This is a genomic window from Mycoplasma sp. 613B, from assembly GCF_054343485.1.
The window spans coordinates 53,289-69,964 of sequence record NZ_JBTGVH010000004.1; the positions used below are offsets into that span (position 1 = coordinate 53,289).

The following is a 16,676-nucleotide window of genomic DNA, read 5'->3' on the forward strand; positions in this document are numbered from 1 at the left end:
TCTAAATCAAGGAAAAAGTTATATAATTATACTTATGAAAAAATTAGGTATTTTATTAGACTCATTTGGTGGTATTTCTAAGCAAACTATAGAAAATAATGGTTTTGAAATGGTTCCATTGCAATTTACAATAGATGGAAAAGATTATATAGATAATGGAGAAGAATTAACAAATTTACAAATTTGAGAATTAGTAAAAAAATCTAGCAGTGCTTCCACTTCTTTACCTGCATTAGCAACCATACAAGAAAAACTTAAAAAAATGAATAGCGAATATGAAAATGTTATCGTTTTTTTAACTTCTTCAAAACTTTCATCTACTTATCAAACAGTTTTAGTAGAATCTAAACAATATGGAGACAAATTTCACATTATAGATAATCACTTTTTTACAGATGAAGCACTAGAACTGGGTAAATTTTTAGTTCAAAAATCTAATGAAGGCGTTGAACTAAATAAACTTTTAGAAATATCAAAATGAGTTGCTAAAAAAAGTATGAATTTTTTAATTGTTAAAGATCTAACTTCTTTAATTCGTGGTGGAAGATTAAAGGGAGTAAAAAAACTCTTACTTAATTCTCTTAAATTAATCCCTTTACTCAAAGTAGATGAAGAAGGAATTAATTTTGGTGGATTAAAAAGAACATTAAAAGGTTCTTATGAAAAAGTTTTAGAAAAATTAATCGATTTTATAGGTGGTAAACATAATTTAGAAAATTTTGAATTTAAATTTATGTATGCCAATGATTCAGAAATGAAAAACGAAATTATTAACTTATTTAATAAAGAAAAATTAGAACTTGGAAATATCGAAATAGCTTCTGCTACCGTTATGATACATACTGGAGTAGGTTGTTCTTCATTAGGTATTTGACCTAAATTATCAAAAATTAAAATATAAAAAAATACCCTTATTATTTTTTAGAAAAATTTGCCTTTTGGGTATTTTTTTTATTCAAAATTGCTGTTACTAACATTATTGGAATTATAGAAAAAGAACACAAAATAATTAAAAATATTCTTAAAATAATTCAATATTCAGTAAATTGATAAGTAATTAAAATGACAAATAAAGATAAAATTAATGGGAAATTAAAATTAAAAAAATTTATTTTTAAAACTTTAAGATATACAAAAATTGTTATTATTATAAAAGATAAAATAACATAAGAAAGTCCTATTAAACATAAATATTTATATTCTATGATTTCTTTTTTTTGAATTTCAGGAGAAAATAGAAAATAAATAACTAAAATAGGAATTATAACTATTAAAATAGTAAATAATCAACTTGGAACTTTTGTAATTCTCATTATTTTTTATAATGTAATTTATGAAGCATTTTTATTATGAAATTATCAATATTTTCACTGGTTGAGTTTTCTTCACCGTATTTTCTATAAGTAACCAAATTATTTTTAATTTCATTATCCCCAATAATAATTTGGTATTTTGTCTTCATTAATTGCGCTTCTCTTATTTTTTTATTAATTCTTTCGTCTCTATCATCTAAATCAACATTAAAGTTTAATAATTGTAATTTTTCTTTTATTTTTTCTGCAAATTTTAAGTGTTTATCATTTTGGATTGGAATTACAACAAATTGTCTTGGACTTACTCAAAATGGTAAATTCCCCTTTGTTTGTTCAAGAACAATAGAAATAAATCTTTCATATGTTCCTATTAAACCTCTATGAATTAAAACTGGAGTTTCCTTTTCATTATTTTCATTTATAAAACTTATTTTAAATTTTTCAGGAAGTAGAAAATCTAATTGTAATGTAGACATAGTAATTTCATGATTTAAAACTGTTTTTACTTGAAAATCAATTTTTGGTCCGTAAAATGCTGCTTCTCCTATTTTTTCTTCATAATCAATATTTAATTCTTTTAAAACTTTTTCTAAATCACTTTCTGCTTGGTTTCACATTTCATCATTATTGAAAAACTTTTCTTTATTTTCAGGATCTCTTTTAGAAAAAGAAACATAATCCAATTTAATGTTAAACATATTTAATGTTTCAATAATCATTTTATATAAATGTTTAAATTCATCTACAATTTGACTTTTTCTAGCAAAAATATGACCTTCAGTTAAATCCATACCTCTTACTCTTTCAAGTCCTGTTAAAGCTCCTGATTTTTCATATCTATATAGTCTTGACTGCTCAGAATAACGTATAGGTAGTTCTTTATAACTTCTTTTTTGTCTATCAAATAAAATAATATGATGTGGACAAGTCATAGGACGTGCAATTAATCTTTCATTTTCTACCTCTATAGGTTTAAACATATCATCTTTATAATGTTCTAAATGACCAGAAGTTTTGTAAAGTTCTTCTGAACCAAAATGTGGAGTTAAAACTTCTTTAAATCCATATTTTTTGTCAAAAAATAAAATTCTATCTCTAATTGCGTTTCTAATTTTCATTCCATCTTCTAATCAAATAGGAAGTCCTTGACCTGAAAGATGTGAAAAAGTAAAAATATTTAATTCTTTCCCAATTTTTCTATGATCTCTTTCTTTTCTTTCTTTTAAAATTTCTAAAAATTGATCTAATTCTTCTTTAGTTTCTCAAGAAGTTCCGTAAATTCTTGTCAACTGTTCATTTTCTGATTTCCCTCTTCAATATGCACCAGCTATTGATAGTAATTTAAAATGTTTAATTTTTGATGTTGAATCTTCATGACCACCTGAACAAAGGTCTTCAAAAAGAATCTTATTGTTAGAAGGATTTATTAAAGAATAAAATGTTACTTCTTGATTTTTAGAAATTATTTCATCATATAATTCTTTTTTAAACGGTTTATCTGTAAAAGAATAATTTTCTCCACTTGTCTTTACCATTTTGTAACCACCAGAAGCTAAACTTTTCATTTTCTTTTCAATTTTATTTAAATCTTCATCACTTATTGGCTTTTCAAATTTAAAATCATAATAAAAACCTTCTTCAGTTGAAGGACCAAATCCTAATTGAACATTGGGATATAATTCAATAACTGCAGCAGCTAATAAGTGACTTGTTGTATGGTTTAATTCTTTATTAAATTTCATTTTATAATCCTATTCTTTCTTTAAATTTTTCAATTGTTTTTAAAGCTACTAAATTAGCTTTTTCTTTTCCTTTTAATGATAATTCTTTTATATCTTTTTTACAATCTCTGTATTTTTCCTGTAAATTAGTTAAAAATTCTTTAACTACAGTAGCAACTGATTCTTTAAATTCTTTATAATTTTTTTCTTTAAATAATGTTTCAGTTTCTTCTAAAGTGATATCTTTCAAAGAACTATAAATCGTTAATAAATTCAATATCCCAGGTTTGTCTTTTGAAATATAAACTTTGTTTTCAGAATCAGTAACAGCTTTCATTATTTTTTTATAAGCAATTTCTGGATCATCCAATAAAAAAATGGAGTCATTTTGATTAGTATTAGACTTGGACATTTTCTTAGTTGGATCCTGTAAACCCATAATTTTTGAACCCGTTTTTTGCACATAAGCTTCTGGTAATTTAAAATTCATTTTATAACTTTTATTTAATCTTTCAGCAATGTTTCTAGTTAATTCTAAATGCTGAATTTGATCAATTCCTACTGGCACAATATCAGCATTATAAAGAAGGATGTCTGAAGCCATTAAAGTAGGATAAATAAAAAGCCCTGTTGGAATTAAATATGTTCCATTTTGATTTTTTATTTTACTACTTTTATCTTTAAATTGCGTCATTCTTGATAGTTCACCCATAGTGGTGTTTACTAAAATAAATCAATTCAAAACTGAATGAGCATCAACATCAGATTGATAAAAAATTGTGCTTTTTTCTGGATCTAAACCACAAGCTAAATATAAAGCAAAAACATCTTCTCTAAATTGTTTTAAATCTTTTCTTTCTATCGGCAACGTTAAACTATGTAAATCAGCGATAAAAATAAAAGATTCATATTCTTCTTGAAGTTTTACTGTATTTTTAATTGCTCCAATATAATTACCCAGTGTTATTTTACCAGTTGCTTGAACGCCTGTTACTAATCTTTTTTTCATATATTAAATTATATAATAATCTATTTAAAATATTCTATTAAAATTTATAATTAAAGAATGATTATAAAAAAATAAAAAGGAGTAATAATATTTTATGGTTTTAAACCATTTTATATTAAAATAATAGTTATATGGAAAAACAAGATTATCAAGCACTTTATAGAACTTATAGACCAACTAAATTCAGTGATGTAAAAGGTCAAGATTTTATAATTAAAACATTAGAAAACATTATCATAAGTAATAAAATCTCTCATGCTTATCTTTTTTCAGGTCCAAGAGGAACTGGAAAAACCACAGTTGCAAAAATTTTTGCAACTGTTGTTAATTGTGCTCATAGAGAAAATATTGATGCTTGTGATTTTTGCATTAGCAACATAAACAAAAATTTTGATATTATCGAAATGGATGCAGCATCAAATAACGGAGTTGATGAAATAAGAGAATTAAAAGAAAATATTCAAAATTTACCAACTAATTCTAAATTTAAAATTTATATTATCGATGAAGTTCATATGCTTTCTAAATCAGCATTTAATGCTCTATTAAAAACTCTAGAAGAACCACCAAAGCATATAATTTTTATTCTAGCTACAACAGACCCACAAAAAATACCTTTAACTGTTTTGTCAAGATTACAAAAATTTAATTTTTCTAAAATTAATCTAAACATAATCACAAATCAGTTAGAAGAAATTTTAAATAAAGAAAAAATTTCTTTTGAAATAAAGGCTTTAGAAAAAATAGCAAAACTTTCTGATGGCGGTTTAAGAGATGCACTGTCATTGTTAGAACAAGCAATTTTGTTCTCTAATAATGATTTAACTTTAACAAAAGTGGAAGAAATTTTCTCTCTTATTTCTAATGGTGATTATGTTCAAATATTAAATTATTTAAATAGTAATTCTGTAGAAAAAATTATAGAAATTGCTGACTCGCTTTTTGAAAAGGGTATAGATTTTGCATCATTTATCAACAATTTTTTAATCGTATTGAGAGATTATATAATTTTTTCTAAAACAAAAAAAGTTAATATTTTAGAAACATTATCACAGCAAGAAGTTGAAAATATTAATATAAATATAAAATATGCTTTTAATATTATTACTGAATTAAATAATTCTTTAAAAAATTTATATGTAATTGAAAATAACAAAACTTTTATTGAAATTTTATTATTAAAACTCCTGTTTTTAAATAATAATTCTTCTGATGAAAATTTAAAAAACGAGCAAAAAGAAACAATAAAAGTTGAAAGTATTTCTGAAGTTGCAAAGGCAATAAAAAATTTAGAAATTGACAATTCTGTCAATATTATAAATAAAGAAAATACAACAAATAATTTACACAAAATAGATAATTTATTCTTAGAAGGAAAAGAAATAAAGGAAAATCCTATTAATAGAACTTCTTTAATAAAAGAAAAAACAGAAATAAAGAATGAAAATTTAAATTCAAATATTTTTAAAGAAAGTTTTTTACAAGATGAAATTTCAGAAGAACAAAATGAAGAAATAGAAAATAAAAATACTTCCATATTTCAAATAAATAACAATCCTTCTAAAGATAATAACAATAAAGCAACTCAAGAAATTACTTCAATTTTTTCTCAAGACTTAAATAAAGACTTAACCGATACAACTTTATTAAAGAAAAGTACAGAAGTTATTTTACTTGATAATGAAACTATTGATGAAAAATACCAAGAAACAGAAAATATCATAAATAGTCAAGATTATTTAACACAAACTAAAGAAAACATATATCAAACTAATCAAATTAATTTAGACAACAAAAAAGATGAAGAAAATATACAAACTGAAAAGCATGAAATTAAAGTTTATGATGATTTATCTTTAGAAAATACTGAAAATATAAAAATAGAAACAAAAGAAAAAAAATCTGCATTTTCCCTTTTAGACGATGAAGATGAACCAATACCAGGTCTCAAAACAGAAAGTATAGATATCGGAATTATCGAGGAAGATATTTTAACTGTAGATGAAGTAATTAATTTGTTTGGTTTATTCAAAACCAAAGCAAATTCAAAAGATTTTCTTCAAAAAAGAAAAGAGCAACTAAAGAATTTGGAACTAATTTCTCTTGGCAATAAACAATATGAAGAATACATTAATTACTTATTAGATGTTAAAATTATTACTGCAACTGATAAATTTATTTTAGTTTCTGCTAGTCCAGAAAATGAAAATTCAATTTGAGCTTTAAATAGTGTAAAGTCTCAAATTAATTTTAGAGAGTTAAATAAACTAATTTTTGAAGAAGAAATTCATTTCTTTGCAATATCTAAAGAATTATTTGACTTAGCGTCTCAAAAATGAAAAAGAATGCAAGAATTAAAAACTCTTCCTGATGTTTTTAATGAATTACCAGAAATAGTTTATAAAACTCAAAAAGAAATCGAAGAAGAAAAAATGATTTCCATATTCGGAGATAAATTTAAAAAATAAAAAAGAGGTAAAAATGAATATACAAGAAATGATAAAACAAGCAAAAAAAATGCAAGAAAGTTATACAAAAAAACTTAATGAATTAAACTCTACAGTTTTTGAATTAGAAAAACAAGGAATAAAATTAGAAATGTATGGGGACAGAACATTAAAATCAATTAATGTGCATGAAGCATTAATTGATCCTGAAGATAAAGAAACACTTGAAGATGTTATTATTTTAGCAATAAATGAACTTGTTGAAAAAATAAATAAAAAACATGATGAAATTGCACCAGCAAACGGAATGATGTAATGATAGGAAGTGAATTTAATGAGTTAGTTGAGAATTTAAAAAAAATTCCTGGAATAACAAAAAAACAGGCTGAAAAAATAGCTTTCTATACTCTAAATCTTAATTATGAAGAGTTAGAAAAATTACTAAATTCTTTTAAGCAACTCAACCAAAATTTAAATAAATGCATTTCATGCAATTTTATTTCCAAAAACAAACAATGCGATATTTGTTTAGATGAAAAAAGGGAGAAAAAATTATTAATAATCGAAAGTGACAATGAATTATTAAAAATAGAACAAAGTGATTTTTATAAAGGAAAATACTTTATTTTCGATATTAAAAACAAAGAAAATTATCAACTTGAAATTGAAAAAATATTGAGTTTTTCTTCTCAATTTCAAGAAATAATAATTGCTCTTTCTCCAACAATTGATGGATTAAAATTAACAAATTTAATTCATAAAAACCTTAAAGAAAAAACTAAAAAAATTATTATTTCTCAAATAGCTTTTGGAATCCCAATGGGTGCTTCATTAGATTATATGGATATAATAACAATCAAAGAATCAATAAACAATAGAAAAGAGTAAAATTATGTTTATAACTTTTGAAGGATTAGATGGTAGTGGAAAATCTACAATTTTAGAAAAATTAAAAAAATATTTTAAAGAAAATTATTCTAATTTATCTTTTGTTTATACAAGAGAACCCGGTGGAAATAATTTAAAAGAAGCAGAAAAAATAAGAGAGATTATTCTTGATCCAACCAACTCCATCGATGCAATGTCTGAAGCAGTTTTATTTGCTGCTTCCAGAAGATTACATTTAGAAAAAATAATTTGACCAAGTTTAAAAGAAAATAAAATTGTTATTTGCGATCGGTATGTAGATTCTTCAATTGCATATCAAGGTGCTGGACAATTAATCGGAACAAACAAAATTAAAGAATTAAACGATATAGTTATTAATGGTACATATCCAAACTATACTTTTTTATTTGATTTATCACCTGAAGAATCAAGAAAAAGATTGATTTCACAAAATAATCATTGTGACGATAGAATAGAAAAAAATGCTCTTGAATTTTTTCAAAGAGTTTATGATTCATATCATCAAATGGCAAAAAGTGATTCAAAACGTTATATAATCATTGATGCTTCAAAATCCGTAGAAACAGTTTTTGAGCAAGTAAAAAATAAAATAGATAAAATTTTGGAGTTATCAAAAAATGGATAATATTGCAAAAACTATAATTGAAAATTCTTTTTCTACAGGTAAAACCTTTCATTCATGAATTATAAATTCTCAAAATAAACAATTAGCAGAAAATATTCTGTTATTTTTAATTTCTAAAATACAAAACACAACCATTGAAAAAATAAACAAAAACTTTTTTCATTTTACAAAGGAAAATCCTTTAGATAAAGATATTTTAAAAGAAGTAATTAAAAAAATGACTACTTCTGCAGAAAAAAACGAAAATAATATTTTAGTTATTGAAAATGTTGAAAATTTACATATTGCTACATTAAATTCATTACTTAAGTTTATTGAAGAACCTAATAAAAATACTTTTATTATTTTTACAACTAAAAACATTAAAGCTGTTTTAAAAACTATAGTATCTAGGTCTTTTGTTTTAAATTTAAAAAATCCAAAACATGAATTATTAACAAAAAACGATGTTATTAATGAATTATTAAGTTTAACAAATAATTCAAAAGATAAAATTGAAAAATTTATTAATTCTTTTGAATCAGAACTACATAAAATAAAAACTACAAAAGATTTTTTTAGTTTTTTAATTTTAAATTGGCAAGAAGAAAATCATTCCATTTTTTGATTTCTTTTTTTTGCACTTATTAAAAATTTAATTTTAAATAAGCATTCTTTTATTCAAAAACAAACTATTATTAATTTACAAAAAATTTTAAATTTAAGTTACAAAGATTATGAATTCATAATGTTGTTAATTAATGATTTCAATGAAAAAAAACATTATTATATTAATTTTGAACTTCAAAAAATGAATTTTATAGTTCGTTTAAAAGAAAGGTTTTTAAAAAATGAATCAAAATAAACTTTTTATTGTAGGTACTCCTATTGGAAATTTAAAAGATATTACACTAAGGGCTTTAGAAACTTTAGAAATGGTTGATATTATTTTATGTGAAGATACAAGAGTGAGTTTAAAACTTTTAAATCATTACAATATAAAAAATAAAAAATTAATTTCTTATCATAAATTTAATGAAAAAGAAATTACTAATAAAATAATGGATTATTTTTTGGAAAACAAAAAAATATCTTTAATTAGCGATGCTGGAATGCCTAAAATAAGTGATCCTGGTTATTTTTTAATAAAAAAATGCTATGAATTAAACATTTCTTTAGAAGTTATTCCTGGACCAACTTCTTTTGTTTCTTCTTTTGTTTTATCGCCTTTTGAAGGAAATTTTACTTTTCTTGGTTTTTTAGCTGATAAAAGCAATCAAAGACAAAAAGAGTTTAAATCCTTAACAGAAGGAAACTATATTGCTTATGTTTCACCTTATAAATTAGTTGCTACATTAAAAGATTTGCAAACAATTTTTAATCAAGAAATTGAAGTTTTTTTATCAAAAGAAATAACTAAAATGCATGAAAAACACTATTTTGGTACTGTAGAAAGTGTTTTAAATTCTTTACCTGAAGTTATTAAAGGTGAGTGAACCATTTGTTTTAAATATAAAAAACACACAGAAAAACGCCAAAAGATTAACAAATATCAACAATTTTCCAAAAATTAACTATTTTTTGAATCTTTTTTAATTTATTTTACAGAATATAACATATAATTTTATCACCTAACTATACTTTATTATAGTAGGTAATTTTAGAAAGGATAAAATGAAATTTTTCTTTAAAACAAAAAGCAAAGATAAAGTAGTAGTTAATGACAAAAACTTTAGTGCAAAAGCTAAGTTGATTTTATCAAAAATTTCAGGTGCTTTTTTACTACCTATTGCTGTTATGGCGATAGCTGGATTATTTCTTGGTATAGGTGCTACCATTGAAAATTTATCATCAGGTGGTGGAAAAGTATTTGGGATTTTTATTAAACAATTAGGTCAACCAATTTTTGACGCTTTACCTTTATTATTTGCTGCTGCATTTGTAGTTTCCTTTACAAATGATGCAGGAACAGCTGTCTTTTCAGCTATTGTAGGATACTTTGTATTTTTAGCTTTACAAGTTCCTTTTATATCACCAGTTTATGAAACATTATCTAATAGCAGTCAAGTAACTGCTGGAAATGTTAATAATATTGTAGTAGAAGTTAATAAACAAGGAGAAATTGTTTATAAAGAATTAAAAGGTTATGTAGTTCTTTTTGGTGGTGCTGGTAGAAGTTTAGAATCTTCATTACAAATTGTAAAAAGTAGTTTTGGAATTCTATCTTTACAAACTTCCATTTTCGGATCTATAATTGTAGGTGTTTTAATTTCTTATTTATATAATAAATTCTACAAAATCCAATTACCACAAATGATTTCCTTCTTTGGAGGAAAACGTTTTGTACCAATTGTTTCAATCGTTGCTATGATTCCATTAACCTTTTTATTCTTGATCTTTTGACCATGAATAGGTGCTGGACTAACAGCATTTGGTAAACTTTTAAATAAAGCTCCAGTAGGTCTTGAATCACTTGTGTTTGGAATTATTGAAAGATCTTTAATTCCATTTGGATTGCATCATGCATTTTATGCTCCATTATGATACACAAATGTTGGTGGAGATGTGTACTCTTCTTTAGGAGATGCTCTTAAAGAAGGTGGTCCTTTATCTTCTACAAACTATGCATTACAAGAAAACTGAAAAAGTTACATTACAGCAACAGAACTTTATAAATTAATGGCTAAAAACCCAACTAAATGAGCTGGAGACTCTCTAATTTCAAATAGTGCTTTATCATTAGAATTTAACAATGTTGTTTATAATGTAAATGGAAAAACTGAAATTGCTCCTGTATTTACTTTCTTTGAAAAACAACTTGGAATTAAAGTAGGTAGATACTTACAAGGTAAATATCCATTTATGCAATTTGCTTTACCTGCTGCAGCTGCAGCAATGGTAATGGCAGCTCCAAAAGAAAACAGAAAAATAGCATTAAGTAGTGTTGTTCCTTCAGCACTTACTTCATTTGTAACAGGAGTTACAGAACCAATTGAATTTACATTCCTATTCTTAGCTCCTTATATGTTCTGAGGATTCCACGCAATAATGGCTGGATTTGCATTTATGTTTATGAACATTTTAGGTGCTCATATAGGTCAAACTTTCTCTGGTGGAATTCTTGACTTAATCATTTATGGTGCAATTCCTGTATTTAAAGGAACAAACTTCTGATGATGAGCAGTGATTGGTATTGCTTATGCTCCAATTTACTACTTTGTTTTCTACTTTGTAATCAAAAAAATGAATTTAGAAACTCCTGGTAGAGGAAGCAATACTAAATTATTTACAAAAGCAGATTTCAAAAATCAAAAAAGTTCAAAACAAACAACCAAATCTTCTTTAAATGCACAAGAAACTGAAATAGTTCTTGCTTTTGGTGGTTGAGAAAATATTGAAAGTTTTAATAACTGTGCTTCAAGATTAAGATATGATATTCTTGATAAAACAAAAGTAAATGAAGAAAGATTAAAAGCAGCAGGTGCAAAAGGTGTTAAATTTATCGGTGATAAACACGTTCAAGTTATTTTTGGACCAGTTGCTGAACAATTAAATTCAAAAATTAGTTCTCACAAAGGTGAAAAACTTGTTTTAGACAACGAAGAAAAACAAGAAAACGAAATTCAACAAGATACAAATAATAATATGAATTTAGATAACAAAGAAGTTGTTAAATTTAAAAATATTACTTCAGGTACTATTAAAGATATTTCTGAAATAAACGATGGTGTTTTTTCAGAAAAAATGCTTGGTGATGGTGTTATTGTTTCTCCAGATGCAACTAAAAAAATAGTTAAAATTTATTCACCATTTAATGGTGTAGCAACTACTGTATTCCCAACAAAACACGCTTATGGTTTAACCACAAAAGAAGGAATTAATATTTTAATTCATATAGGAATTGACACAGTTAATTTATCTGGAAAAGGTTTCACTTCATTTATTGAACAAGGAAGTGAAGTAAAAGAAGGACAATTAATTGCTGAAGTTGATATGGAATTCTTAAAAACAGCTGTTGAAAAAACTGATATTGTTTATATTGTTACTTCAGATTCAACAAAAACAGAAGTTATTAATAAACAATTGAAAAACTCTTCTAAAGATGAAATTGTCTTTGAAGTAAAATAAAAAACAAAAAAGAGATCATTTAAAATGATTTCTTTTTTTATGCTTTTAATGCTTTAAAAAAGAATTTTTTTTGGTATTATTTTATATTATTAAAATGAAAGATAACATATGAAAAAGAAAAAAATATTTAAAAACTTATATTCTATAGGTCTTATAGCAGTTCCTACTTTCTTAAGTGCTGTTTCTCTATCTTGTTCTGTTCAAAAGAACGAAAATAAAGAAAATCCAAGTGAAACAAACAATAAAGTAAATGTTATTAATTTTAACAATTTAGTTAAATTTAATAATTCTTCTGAGCAATGAGAATTAAATATTGAATTTGATAAAAATGTAAATTCACATTTAGAAATTGAACTACAACTAAAAAATGAAAATGAAGAAAAAGAGTTAAGTAGTGTTTCAATTATAAAAAACGAAAATTATGTAAATGGTAAAATTGCAACTTTTTCCTTTAAAAATAATATTATTCCAAATAAGCCATATTTATTAAAATCAATTAAACAAACCAATCAACAAAATGATAATTTGGAATTTTCCATAAAAGAAGAAATAAACAAAGAAATTGTATTTTCTAATTCAAACATTTCTTTTACAACGAATGAAAAAAATAAGGAAATTGAAACAAGTGATTTTGGTAATACTTTCAATTTAAATTATGACTTATCTTCTAATGATTTAAATAAATACATTTCATTAATTATTTATGAATTAAATAATGATAATATAATAAAAGAAGATTCTAAAATCACAACTGATAAAGAAATTATTAGCAAAAAATGAATAAGTATTCCAAAATTAAAGGAAAATACAAAATATTTAGTTAAATATGCATTAATTTACAATAATGAAAAAGATAGTGATTTTTTTGTCGCTAATCTAGAAAATAATTTTATTATATCAACTCCAAAAGAGATTTTAAATAAGCAAGATGTTGAAATAAAAGAAATTTATTCAAATTTACAAAATGATAAAAGAGTAATGGGTGAATTTTTAGAAAAACGTTCTATGAGAATTACTTACTTTGATGAATTATGAAATGTTTATAGCGATAAGGCTGGTAAAAGATCAGTATTATTTCCGTTTTCTTCAATAAATGGAACAGCTTGAGTTATTGATAAAGATCCTTCTGATTCAGAAAATTTAACTTATTATTTGGCAACAAATATTCATGTTACTAAAGTATTAAAATTTCCACAAGTTTATACAAATTCTTCGCAACTTATTAGTCAAAATAACAATTATAAACAAATAACTGAAGAAAAATTATCAATGCTTAATAATGTTTTTCAAGCTCAAGCTTCACTAAATTATGATGGTTCCATACCTGAAAAAACCTTTACAAATTTATTTCAAAATGAGTTATTTCTTTTAAAACCAAATGACAGTCAAGAATGAAATGATACTAATAAAAATCCAGTTAATACAAAATTAGTTTCTGACATTTTGAAAAAACATTTTTCTTATTACAATCCACAAAAAGACAATGGAGATAATTTTGGTTTCAATTATGACTCTCAAGTAATAAATACAAACTTCCAATCACCTTTCTCTTTTATAGAATCATATGAAATTATGGAACCATTACTTTATGATCATAACTTTAAAAACTATTGAAATCTAGATGCTCAGCATCAACCAACAATAACTAATTATCCAAATTCAGGAACTGATTTTTCAATAATTAAAATTAAACTGAAAAATAACATAGAAAAACCAGAAGCTTTTAAAGAATATGATTTAAATCCAACTTTAATTGGAAATATTCAAAGTGAAGATGGAAATAATTCCAAATTGAATCTAAATGTTTTTGGTTATTCTACAGTTGTAGATTCTCAACAAAATGCATTTGAAAAAAATTCTTTTATTGGAGAAACAACAGCTAAACGATATTTTAATGAATCTTTAATTTCTTTTAACAATTCAACAAATACATTTATTGTTGATCCAAAATATAATGAGTTTGTAACAAAAGAAACATCCATATTAAAAGAAAATATCAATTTTAAAAATTCACAATTAGAGAGCGAAGGAAAGTTTTACTATAATAATGCCAATTTTGAAAATATTTGATATTTAAACGGTGTTGGAATATTAAATTCGTTTTGAACTGGGAGTTCAGGTTCAGCAGTATTTGATAGTAATAAAATTCTTGTTGGATCCCTTTTTGCAACAAATGCTAAAAAACCAGGAACCATTGATAATGAAAATAGTAAAGAAAGAATATTATTTAGTGAAATAAACCCTGAAAATAAAGAAATTAACCCAATTTTATTTTATTTAAATACAAGAACTTCTGAAAATTCTTGACTAAAAAAATATTGAAATTCAATTCAAAAAATATTATCCAAAGAAGGTTATAGAAAAGATTAAAATTTAAGGAGAAAAAATGAAAAATTATAAAAATTATAATGAAATACCAGAAAAATATAAATTTGATTTAGAATTTATTTTAAAAAATAAATCAATTCAAGAATGATTAGATGATTTTGAAAAATATTCTATTCCAGTAATAAAAACAAGTAAAACTAAATTTGAAAATATAGATAAATTTATTGAATATAAAGAAAAACAAAAAGAATTTGATTTATATTTTTCACAAATTTATAACTATTTATCTAACAAAAAAAATACTAATTTAGTTGAACCAGTGGTTTCAACTCATTTTGGTTTGCTGTTAAATAAATACTCAGATTTTATTAAAGAACTTGGTTCTGAAGAAAATGAGTATTTTAAAAATTCACACAAAATAAATGAATGAAAATCAGATCCAAGATTTCAATTATATAATAAAGATGTTGAAGAGATTTTATCTAAAAAAGAACATAAGTATGTAGACGAAGTGGAAAATTATATAACACAAACATCAAAAGGAGAGGTTTCTTTATACCAAACTTTTGCAATTTTAAGAGATTCTGAAACTAAATTCGATGAAATTATAAGTAAAAATAAAAAGTTTACCTTAAATCAATCTACTTACTTTTCATATTTAAAAAGAAAAGATGAAAATATAAGAAAGCAAGCATATACTAACTATTTAAATGGTTTTTTAAATCATAAACAAACTTTTAGTTCCTTACTTGAACAACATATAAGAAATAAATCTACAGATGCTCTAAATAGAAACTATAATTCTTTGGTTGAAAAAGAAATATCCAATGACAAAGTTCCTTTAGAACTTTTAAATAAACTATTTTCTATTGTTCAATCAAACTCAAATTTATATGATCTTTTTTACAAAACTAAAAAACAATTTTTTAAACAAAAATATAATAAAGATTATAAACCATGAGATTCAATGCTTCCACTTGTAAATATTAAAGAAAAATACTCAGTAGAAGATGCACAATCTTTACTTTTTGAAGCAGTTAAACCGTTGGGAGAAACTTATTTAAATAAAGTGAAAGAAGCAATAAATCAAAGATGAGTTGATTATTTAACAGTTCCTAACAAAAGAAGTGGAGCATATTCAATCGGAAGTCATTATTCACTTGAAAAAAAATATATCCTTATGAATTTTAATGGAACATTAAATTCAGTTGCTACTTTAGCACATGAAATGGGTCATTCAATGCACTCTTGATATTCAGATCAAAATCAGCCTTATGAACACGCAGACTATCCTATTTTTCTTGCTGAAATTGCATCAATTTTCAACGAACTAATGCTTTTTGATTATATGTTTACTAATGCAAAAAATGAAAAATTAAAATTTCATTTGCTTGAAAAATCTATTCAAGATTTTCTTTCAACAGTAGTAAGACAATGTCAATGAGCTAATTATGAATATGAACTTTATAAAAATATTGATAATTCTGTTCCTATGAAAACTTTTGAAAGTTTTGAAAAAATTTATGTTGATGTTTTAAACAAATATACAAATATCAAAAATAAAGAAAAAGTAGGAAATAAAAGCAATATTTATTCAGTAATTGTACCTCATTTTTATTATAATTTCTATGTTTATAAATATGCTATTGGTTATATAGTAGCAAATATTTTCTTCCAAAAATATAAAGAAAATGGTGTTCAAGAATTAGAAAATTACATTAATAAATTTTTAAGTTCTGGTTCCAAAGATTGACCTTTAAACATTTTAAAAGATTCTAATATTGATTTACTCGATAATAACACTTTACAAAAAGCTTTTGACTTACTAAATAATAAAATTAAATTATATAAAACATTAGGTAAGAAAATTTTTAAATAATTTATGAAAAAGAAAATCTGAATTTTAACAAGCACCCCTTTATTTTTAACAACTTTAATTTCTTGTCAAAATAAAGAAATAAATAAAAATGAAGACAAAAATTTTTATATTATAGATGATATAAAATATAAAAATTCAAAAAATTCTTCAGTAGAAATAGAATTAAAATTAAATTCCAATATTAGTACAACAAAAGAAAATATACAAATATATTATAAAAATTCTGATAATCAAGAAATATTAGTTAATAATTCTTTTATAAAGGAAATTCCTTTAGAAAAGACCTTAAATGAAATATAAAGTGCACCAGTGTTTTTATAACCTATTTGTATTTTATA

The 16,676-nt window shown here is 23.6% G+C and carries 14 protein-coding genes; 11 read left to right on the top strand and 3 right to left on the bottom strand.

What is annotated here, in order from left to right:
* Positions 1-34 precede the first annotated feature (34 nt).
* Positions 35-901, top strand: coding sequence for a DegV family protein (locus ACXX87_RS01155; protein WP_436359021.1), 867 nt, complete (start codon positions 35-37; stop codon positions 899-901).
* 13 nt (positions 902-914) lie between these two features.
* On the opposite strand, the gene ACXX87_RS01160 is transcribed toward ACXX87_RS01155, so the two are convergent.
* The 3 genes from ACXX87_RS01160 to trpS are packed head-to-tail and all read right to left on the bottom strand — an operon-like array spanning position 915 to position 4,043.
* Positions 915-1,313: an MAG3450 family membrane protein gene (locus ACXX87_RS01160; RefSeq protein ID WP_458557312.1), complete on the bottom strand. Its 399-nt coding sequence runs from the start codon at positions 1,311-1,313 to the stop codon at positions 915-917.
* A complete protein-coding gene (gene thrS, locus ACXX87_RS01165; protein WP_458559555.1) occupies positions 1,313-3,055 on the bottom strand; it encodes a threonine--tRNA ligase in 1,743 nt (580 codons plus the stop codon). The genes ACXX87_RS01160 and thrS overlap by 1 nt, the downstream gene beginning before the upstream one ends.
* Before the next feature lies 1 nt (position 3,056).
* Positions 3,057-4,043, bottom strand: a complete 987-nt coding sequence (gene trpS, locus ACXX87_RS01170; protein ID WP_436359017.1) for a tryptophan--tRNA ligase — start codon at positions 4,041-4,043, stop codon at positions 3,057-3,059.
* Positions 4,044-4,174: 131 nt separating this feature from the next.
* On the opposite strand from trpS, the gene dnaX reads away from it, so the two are divergent.
* From dnaX to ACXX87_RS01220, 10 genes are all read left to right on the top strand, one after another.
* Entirely contained in the window at positions 4,175-6,511 is a 2,337-nt protein-coding gene (gene dnaX, locus ACXX87_RS01175; protein ID WP_436359016.1) for a DNA polymerase III subunit gamma/tau, read from the top strand.
* A gap of 13 nt (positions 6,512-6,524) precedes the next feature.
* Positions 6,525-6,806, top strand: coding sequence for a YbaB/EbfC family nucleoid-associated protein (locus tag ACXX87_RS01180; protein WP_436359015.1), 282 nt, complete (start codon positions 6,525-6,527; stop codon positions 6,804-6,806).
* The gene (locus tag ACXX87_RS01185) at positions 6,806-7,378 is read left to right on the top strand and encodes a toprim domain-containing protein (protein ID WP_436359014.1); all 573 of its coding nucleotides are present in this window, start codon (positions 6,806-6,808) and stop codon (positions 7,376-7,378) included. Before ACXX87_RS01180 ends, ACXX87_RS01185 begins: the two co-directional genes overlap by 1 nt.
* Positions 7,379-7,382: 4 nt before the next feature.
* Positions 7,383-8,024, top strand: coding sequence for a dTMP kinase (tmk, locus tag ACXX87_RS01190; protein ID WP_436359012.1), 642 nt, complete (start codon positions 7,383-7,385; stop codon positions 8,022-8,024).
* Positions 8,017-8,868, top strand: a complete 852-nt coding sequence (locus ACXX87_RS01195; protein ID WP_458560907.1) for a hypothetical protein — start codon at positions 8,017-8,019, stop codon at positions 8,866-8,868. Before tmk ends, ACXX87_RS01195 begins: the two co-directional genes overlap by 8 nt.
* On the top strand, positions 8,855-9,577 hold the full coding sequence (rsmI, locus tag ACXX87_RS01200; protein ID WP_458560906.1) for a 16S rRNA (cytidine(1402)-2'-O)-methyltransferase: 723 nt from the start codon (positions 8,855-8,857) through the stop codon (positions 9,575-9,577). Before ACXX87_RS01195 ends, rsmI begins: the two co-directional genes overlap by 14 nt.
* Positions 9,578-9,677: 100 nt before the next feature.
* Positions 9,678-12,131: a glucose PTS transporter subunit IIA gene (locus ACXX87_RS01205; RefSeq protein WP_458573119.1), complete on the top strand. Its 2,454-nt coding sequence runs from the start codon at positions 9,678-9,680 to the stop codon at positions 12,129-12,131.
* Between the two features lie 108 nt (positions 12,132-12,239).
* On the top strand, positions 12,240-14,501 hold the full coding sequence (locus ACXX87_RS01210; protein ID WP_458572707.1) for a DUF31 family putative serine protease: 2,262 nt from the start codon (positions 12,240-12,242) through the stop codon (positions 14,499-14,501).
* 16 nt (positions 14,502-14,517) lie between these two features.
* Positions 14,518-16,338 (top strand): oligoendopeptidase F, encoded by a 1,821-nt coding sequence (gene pepF, locus ACXX87_RS01215; RefSeq protein WP_458557319.1) that lies wholly within the window; start codon positions 14,518-14,520, stop codon positions 16,336-16,338.
* A 3-nt stretch (positions 16,339-16,341) separates the two neighbouring features.
* On the top strand, positions 16,342-16,638 hold the full coding sequence (locus ACXX87_RS01220; RefSeq protein WP_458573120.1) for a hypothetical protein: 297 nt from the start codon (positions 16,342-16,344) through the stop codon (positions 16,636-16,638).
* Positions 16,639-16,676: the final 38 nt, after the last annotated feature.